This is a genomic window from Alcanivorax sp., from assembly GCF_040119285.1.
GTDB lineage: Bacteria > Pseudomonadota > Gammaproteobacteria > Pseudomonadales > Alcanivoracaceae > Alcanivorax.
The window spans coordinates 48,397-55,523 of the sequence record NZ_JBEDTY010000016.1 but is presented as its reverse complement, the minus strand read 5'-3'; the positions used below and the strand labels follow the sequence as shown (position 1 = coordinate 55,523).

Here is a 7,127-nt window from a genome sequence, read left to right as displayed (position 1 = left end):
CTCCGCCTGCTGGCGCAATCGCTCAGTAAGGCGGGAATAGACGGACAACCAGCTCAGGGCTTCACGGCGGACACCGCAGCGAGGGCAGCGAAGTCGTCTTACCGGCACCTCAAGCCAGGTTCGATACTCAAACAAATCCCGATCCCGAATGCGGCGCACATTGACATCATGAATCAAGGAGCAGGCTTGTAGGCAGCCACTACAGTGAGGGGTGTAACTGGGGTCTGGCTGCAGCTGAATCAGGCACTCAGAGGCCGAAAGGCGGGAGAAATGGCCAGGAAGAAATCCTTCCCAGCCAGTCCACGGAAACGTAGCATCTGGCATGGCGGCAGTGTCCTTGTTGTGTTGCTTGGTCGCACAAACAACTTAACTCGGGGCACTGTCCGCCCATACCTATTTCACTCTAATCCGCGATGAACCGAAAAAAAGCACCTTATCGCCCTCGGCTCCATAAAAAAGCAGAAAGCACATTCCTCTATTAGTAAAGAAGAAATGCTTTTTGACTTACCGGATGGCTGGGCATGGGCTAGGCTTGAGGACGTCTTCCTCACTATAGTTGACTGTCCACACTCAACACCAAAATTTATTGATCAAGGCCGCCTCTGCTTAGATACCAATTCTTTTAAAGGCGGGGAGCTGGATAAGACCAAATTTAGGTATGTATCTGATGACACGTTTGAAAATAGGAACGCTCGATTAAAGCCCTTGCCTAATGACATTATTTTTTCCCGGGAAGGCAGTGTTGGCGAATCTGTTGTAATACCTAATGAAGTGGAGTGCTGTCTTGGGCAGAGAGTAATGCTTTTTCGGCCATCAAGTTTTTCAGAGCCAAACTTCCTTAGATTAACTCTTTCGAATCCGCTCGCACTAGATGTCCTGCTATCCCTACATAAGGGAATAGGCGCCAAACACGTCAATGTCGGCGACATGCGCAAGTATGTTGTAGCACTTCCACCAGCGGACGAACAACATCGGATTATCCAAAAAGTAGATCAACTGATGACTCACTGCGACCGACTAAGAGAATACATCAGTAAAGCTAGCGTAATCCGCTGCCAACTGGCTGAAACCATTGTCGAAAACGCCCTTCAATGAGGACCTAGGGGAGAAACCATGGCAATCCAACAAGGCATTTGGCGCATCAACCCGGCTACGAGCAGTGAGATCGCTACTCCACAACGCCTCAGCACCGCTCGGCTGGACGATGAAAACCAGCTGGAAGAGCTGATAGTTCAGGATGTCTCTATTCTCAACGGAGATTGGCTGCTGATTGGCCGGCAGGTGCGCACCGCTTTCGACAAGCGCATCGACCTACTGGCGCTGGATGCCAACGGCAGCGTGATCATCATCGAGCTCAAGCGCGACAAGACGCCCCGTGATGTGGTGGCCCAAACCATCGACTACGCCTCCTGGGTGGAAACCCTGGAAGATTCGGACCTGGTAGATTGCTATGTGGATTTCGCCACCCGCCATCAACTCCCGAACAGCAGCTTGGACACAGCGTTCCTGGCTAAATTTGGCCTGCCCTTGTCAGACGTGGAGCTGAACGAATCTCACCAGATGGTTATCGTCGCCTCCGAACTGGACGCCAGCACCGAGCGGATTATCAATTACCTGAACGATCGCCACGGCGTCGGTATCAATGCGGTCTTTTTCTCCGCCTTCAGCGACGGCGACCAGCGCTATCTGTCCCGCGCCTGGATGATCGACCCCCAGGAAACTCAGCACCTGGCCACCACCCGTGGCGTGCGCGAACCCTGGAACGGCGAATTCTACGTCTCCTTCGGCGCCGATCACCGCCGAGACTGGGACGATGCCCGACGCTACGGCTTCATCAGCGCCGGCGGCGGCACCTGGTACTCCAACACCCTCAACATGCTCTCTGAAGGCGACCGCGTGTGGGTAAACATTCCCCGCACCGGCTACGTCGGCGTCGGCATTGTCACCGGTGAGCGCATGCCACTGGCTGATTTCACCATCGACGGCACACCACTCACCGAGCTGGACAGCCCGGTCAACTACAAAGCCCTCGCCGCCGAACCGGACGACACCACCGAATACGTGGTCCCGGTCCGCTGGGAGCATTCAGTCCCTGCCAGCCAAGCCTTCACCGAAACAGGACTGTTCGGCAATCAGAACTCAGTCTGCAAACCCACAACAGCCAAGTGGTCACACACCGTTGAGCGGCTAAAGCAGGTTTGGGCCACAACCCAGAATCCTGTAACGTAGCTCCGCGACACTCGCATACCACACCGTTTTGGGGAGGTGGCCGGACATGAGTGAAGAGCCAGGCAAGTACATTGTTTCCCCTCAACCCAAGCAGGATAAGACATCCCGCATTCGGGTGAACGGGAAAGACGTCACTGACGAAATTGATGCCGCTATTAGCCAACGAAAAAGCCTTTCCCGAGCTTACGACCAGTACCTTGATGACCTCGCTGAGCAGGCGCAAAGGGCCCTGGCCACCGCCACCACTGATCCGCACCTACTTGCCCAGCTCACCCAAATAGGCGAGACACTGATTGAATGTTGTGACGGTAGCTTCGAAGGTTTTGTCCGAGAGATGGCGTCACTCATTGGCAACGAGATCCGCCCTTTTCTGAAAGGCACCTATGAACAACTCCGATACATGCCCGGAGCCAGATTCACTGAGCAAATGACACCACCAGGCGTGGTTGCCTCAATCGACGTAAACGCGATCAAATTGTCCTGAAACGGCAGAGCAAGCAGCCTACCCCGTACAAAGCTTCAAAAATACACAAAACGCCTAGAAAAGACTTCTGGGGGTATTTATGGGGGTATAATCAATAATTAAAACCGGCTAACTCCATACATGACAACAACTTAACTAGCCCTTTCAAGTCCTGGTGGGCAAACGCTTTATTTTTTCCTTTTAAATCAGGAGGATAATAAAGCTGTAACGAAAATTCCCCTTCAGCCATTTAGCCTGGCACCAATCAATTTCTCTCAAAGGTACAATTTCGGTACAGTGTGAGCACCTTACCAAAAGAAGGCTGGGCCGGGCCGGTTAGCCATCCCGCTGGCATCATCTAGTCGATGATGTACAGCTGAAGAAGTGCTTCTCGGCTGCCAGCAATTATCACTTCCCCTAAATTATTGCTGAGCCGCGTAAATCGCCAACCCCGAGACAACATCAAGGGTAGACTCTGAGCTCTGAACATCCTTGTCTGGAAAAACCCTTTCGACCAGTTCCTTGACGCCTTTTGCACGGCTCATACCGCCCGTAAGAGACACCATATCGAAGTCTTCATCAGAAAACTCCTGCAGCAGAACCTTGAGCTTCTCTAGATATCGAGCCATCGCATCAGCATAGATAACGCCATCAATATCGACCCCATGCTCTTCACCGATAAAGTCGATCACCTTTCGGCTGCGACTTTTCTGCCCCAGCTCAATCTTGCTCTCTTCGGCCAACCTGTTTAATCGAATGGTATTACCGGATTTTTTGAGGTGATTCAGGCGCCCCCTGAATGGCTCCGGCACCAGGCGAAGATCCGTCTCAATAAATTTTTTCTGGTACTCAATATGCTGAACGTTAGCGGCATAGGCGAAATAGGAGTTCAACGCAGGGATGCCCCTCACCTCCTGGCCCTTTCCAAAGAAGGGCATATACCCCTTCTTGTTGAGCTCACGATCTACGTCATTCCCCCCTAGCAGATAGCCCTGCTGCCGATGAGGAATTGGAGCGGGCTCAGCACCGCCAAGGGTCACTAACGACAAATCCGCCGTACCACCGCCTAGATCAACCACCAGAACCTTACGAGGAGTATCTTGAGAAACGTGGAATTGGTAGGACGCAGCACTAGGCTCATACATGAAAGAAACATTGAACATGCCGGCAAGCTCAGCTGCATGGGTAATAATCGAAATAGCCCGATCATTTTCCACATCACTCTGCTTTTTCCCGAAGTTAACGGGACGCCCGATAACAACCCCTGTTACTTGCTCTCCCTGAAATTGCTCTTCTACGGCACCAACAACCTTCCTGAACAAGCTGCCAATTGCTCTTTCCAGAGGTGCCGAGAGCCTGGAAGACAAATCATGAGCAAGAAAAGCCTTAGGGTTGTAGAGCAAAAGTCCCTTGCGATCATTATTCAGGTAGGCATCAACTGCCTCATTGCCAAACAACGCGCCTTCAAGCTGGCTTTCCTCCAGATTCCCAAGAACGCGGTCTTTACCTGCTTCTGATTCAAGCCATTGTCTGCGGGCTGTTTCAATTGCGCGCTTATCCTTTTCTGCTGGCGTCGTTTCTACAGGCTCCGGAATGCGGGTAATGGCGTCGTTCAACATCCGTTGATACTTCGGAGACAGCTGCCTATCCGCGTTATAACCAGCAGGATCATTCCTGGCCTGGCTAGCAACCCTGACTTTTTCTTCTCTCACCCTGTCACTGTAATTTTCTTTGGCCTCAGTCTCTGAGCGAGCCAGGGCCGAACGAATAGAGGCTATTTCGGCGTGGTGATCATCTGCATTAAATAGATCTGCACTTGGAGCATAAGGAGGAAAGTAGATCGCCGTTCGAAATTGCGGCTCACCATCAAACATGATCCGGTGAATCTCTCCATCTCGATAGACTGCCAATGCCGAAAAGCTAGTACCAAAATCAAAACCGATTTTCATGCTTATTCCTTAATCCTGATTCTGCCCGGTACTGGCTGACACCTGCTCATCCTGCCAATCCCCATAGGTCTTTCCGGCTCCTTCCACCGTCCACTGCGTCCGGCCATTGGCGCTGCGGCCGGAGATGACGGCGGCAGCGGCGCTGGGGCTGGAGAAGGACTGGTCGGCAGTAAAAGTCGTTAGCCCGTTACGGCTAGGAGTGAGGACGCCATCCTCGACGAGTTGGTTAAACAGCGTTTTATAGCCACCATCAGCGCCTACCCACTCTTCCCTCGCCAACGAGCCCTGCAGCACAAAAAATTCGCCATCCACTTCCTGGCCACGAGCCTTGATATTGTGTTTAGGCAGTTCCAGCACAAAATAAGGAGATTCCTGCGGTTCTGCTGGTTGTGTCTTGGGCTGGCTGGCAGGGCGTGTGCTGTCGCGGAGGAAGTCGAACCCCAGCACCGGCAGCACGGTGCGGATCTGTTCCAGAAAGAAGGCCATGTCGGCCAGGTCCGCTTCCGGCAGATTGATATAGTCGTGGGCGGTACCGTTGACCAAGGTGCAGCGCGCCACGTCGCGAGCATTTTGGATCAGCAGGCTCTCCAGGTGTTTAACATGGGCCTTGGTCAGGTTTTGGTCTTTGCTGGTAACCAAGCAGACTTTTTCCCAAAAATCCTTACCGCCTTGCCCCTCCGGTCTATTGTGCTGCTTGAGGCGCTTACCCACATCGTCGGATTCGCCGATATAAACTAACGAGCGAAAGCTGTTATCCGGGTCTGGCCACACCAAAAAATAGATGCCCGTGCGCCCCACTTCCGGGCGCGGCACCAGTTCGCTAAGTTTGGAGCGTGGACCGGTAAGCACATGGCCGGTCCAGTTCATAATCTCGGCAGAAAGTAGGCCATTGGGGGTGCCGTCTACCAGAAACAATCGAATACTGCGGCCTTGTGTCATGGGATGTCCTTTTCCATTATCAATTCTTCTTATTGAGGGGAACTTACTGTGCCCTTCATTTCCCCGGAAACAAACCCGGCATCCAGCGCTCGGCCAGCCGTGCCGGGAAGGCGATTTTCAGCGGCGCACGGGTACTGGCTGAGGTAACAACGCCGGCCTCCTGCAGGGCAGAGACAATCCGGCGCGCCTGGCGATCGCCCTTGCCAACGATCACTGGCACTTCTCCACGGGGCAGTTCACCGCGATAGAGAATAGCGTCGAGCACATTGCCGGCATGCTGGGGCAAGGCCTCCATGCGGATTTCTTCTTCCACCCACAGCCGAATACGCTCGCGAAGCCGGCCCGGCTGCACCAGCTCCTCCATAAAACGGACCTGATCAATACAGGATTCCAAAAAGAATGCGGAGAACTCCGCCATGGCCTTTTCACTGCGGGCACCACGGCCGTCCGTGACACCCTGGCGAGGCTGATCACAGGCCATCAGGTGCGCTTTGTACCGGTCATTTTGCCGGGCCAGCCCTCGCGCCACGGACCATAGCCCCCCGGTCTCCATGGATTGCCTGAGCATGGCGTAGGACAACAGGCGCACCACCCGCCCATTGCCATCCATAAAGGGGTGAATCCACAGCAGGCGATGATGAGCTGCCGCCGCCGAGACAATAGTCTCCTGATTGCCCAGGTTGCCGTAGGCCTCTTCAAAGCGGCCAAGAAAACGCGGCACTGCACCGGAGCTAATGGCCACATGCTTGCCCACCTGCACATCGCGAGTGCGCAGTTCTCCCGGCTCCACCCGGTGACGCTCACCGGACTCCGGGTCGTCTACCCAGCACAGCTCATCGGGAAGCTGCTCATAGAAGCGGCGGTGAATCTCACAGATGCCCTCAGCGGTGATCACGCGCCCATCGAGCCCGCCCTCATCAATCCACTGCTGAACCGCCACATGGGCCTGGGCCTCCTTCTGTAAATCCCGCGCTCGCTTGTCATCGCTATAATCGCCGTGCAGCGCCCGCTCGATATCCACCGGGTGAGTGTTATGCCCCTCGATCAGGTTGGAGTAATAGCAGTTCATGGTCCGCACCAGCTCCGACAGCGCGGCAACCACGCCCGGCGGCAGGCTGTTTTTGAACCCGGTAGAGCGAGTCCCCAGCTGAAAGGCCAGCTCCGACAACGACGCACGGCGTGGTGAACCCGCTGCAAACCGCATGGGTTCCATGTTGGAAACGCTTTCCTCCCGATCCTCTGGCGTCGCGTTCCCTGCTTCTTTCTCTGCAGCTTTTCTCGCCTTAATGTCCGGTTCCATGTCCGCTTCCCGAAAGGTGTTTTCCCTTGTATAGCACAAAGTTACATAAAAAATAAGGGTAATTTCGACTGAGATATGGCCGGTTTAATGTCCGGTTCCATGGCCGGATGCCGACCAGTCAACGGTTAAGCAGAGCAAAAGACCGAACAAAGTAAGCCATCAACGTTTTTTGTAGGAGCGTGCTTGCGAGCGAATTAGCGGGTGCGGGGGGGCCGTTCGCTTGCACGCGAGTTGGGCGCAAAGGTGA

General features: G+C 54.2%; 7 protein-coding genes. 3 read left to right on the top strand and 4 right to left on the bottom strand.

Features of this window, described 5'->3' with window-relative positions; genetic code table 11:
* Positions 1-324 (bottom strand): transposase family protein (locus tag ABNH10_RS05170; RefSeq protein ID WP_349384988.1); only part of this gene is annotated, 324 nt, incomplete at its 3' end.
* Between the two features lie 168 nt (positions 325-492).
* Here ABNH10_RS05170 and ABNH10_RS05165 point away from each other — a divergent pair.
* The 3 genes from ABNH10_RS05165 to ABNH10_RS05155 are packed head-to-tail and all read left to right on the top strand — an operon-like array spanning position 493 to position 2,713.
* Entirely contained in the window at positions 493-1,095 is a 603-nt protein-coding gene (locus ABNH10_RS05165) for a restriction endonuclease subunit S (RefSeq protein WP_349384987.1), read from the top strand.
* An 18-nt stretch (positions 1,096-1,113) separates the two neighbouring features.
* A complete protein-coding gene (locus ABNH10_RS05160) occupies positions 1,114-2,229 on the top strand; it encodes an endonuclease NucS domain-containing protein (RefSeq protein WP_349384986.1) in 1,116 nt (371 codons plus the stop codon).
* Between the two features lie 46 nt (positions 2,230-2,275).
* Positions 2,276-2,713 (top strand): hypothetical protein, encoded by a 438-nt coding sequence (locus tag ABNH10_RS05155; protein WP_349384985.1) that lies wholly within the window; start codon positions 2,276-2,278, stop codon positions 2,711-2,713.
* Positions 2,714-3,114: 401 nt separating this feature from the next.
* Here the strand turns inward: ABNH10_RS05155 and ABNH10_RS05150 are convergent, their stop codons facing one another.
* From ABNH10_RS05150 to ABNH10_RS05140, 3 genes are read right to left on the bottom strand one after another with little or no spacing between them, the layout of a single operon-like run.
* Entirely contained in the window at positions 3,115-4,641 is a 1,527-nt protein-coding gene (locus ABNH10_RS05150; protein ID WP_349384984.1) for an Hsp70 family protein, read from the bottom strand.
* A 9-nt stretch (positions 4,642-4,650) separates the two neighbouring features.
* Entirely contained in the window at positions 4,651-5,580 is a 930-nt protein-coding gene (locus ABNH10_RS05145; RefSeq protein ID WP_349384983.1) for a GIY-YIG nuclease family protein, read from the bottom strand.
* A gap of 55 nt (positions 5,581-5,635) precedes the next feature.
* Positions 5,636-6,880 (bottom strand): Fic family protein, encoded by a 1,245-nt coding sequence (locus tag ABNH10_RS05140; protein WP_349384982.1) that lies wholly within the window; start codon positions 6,878-6,880, stop codon positions 5,636-5,638.
* Positions 6,881-7,127 lie beyond the last annotated feature (247 nt).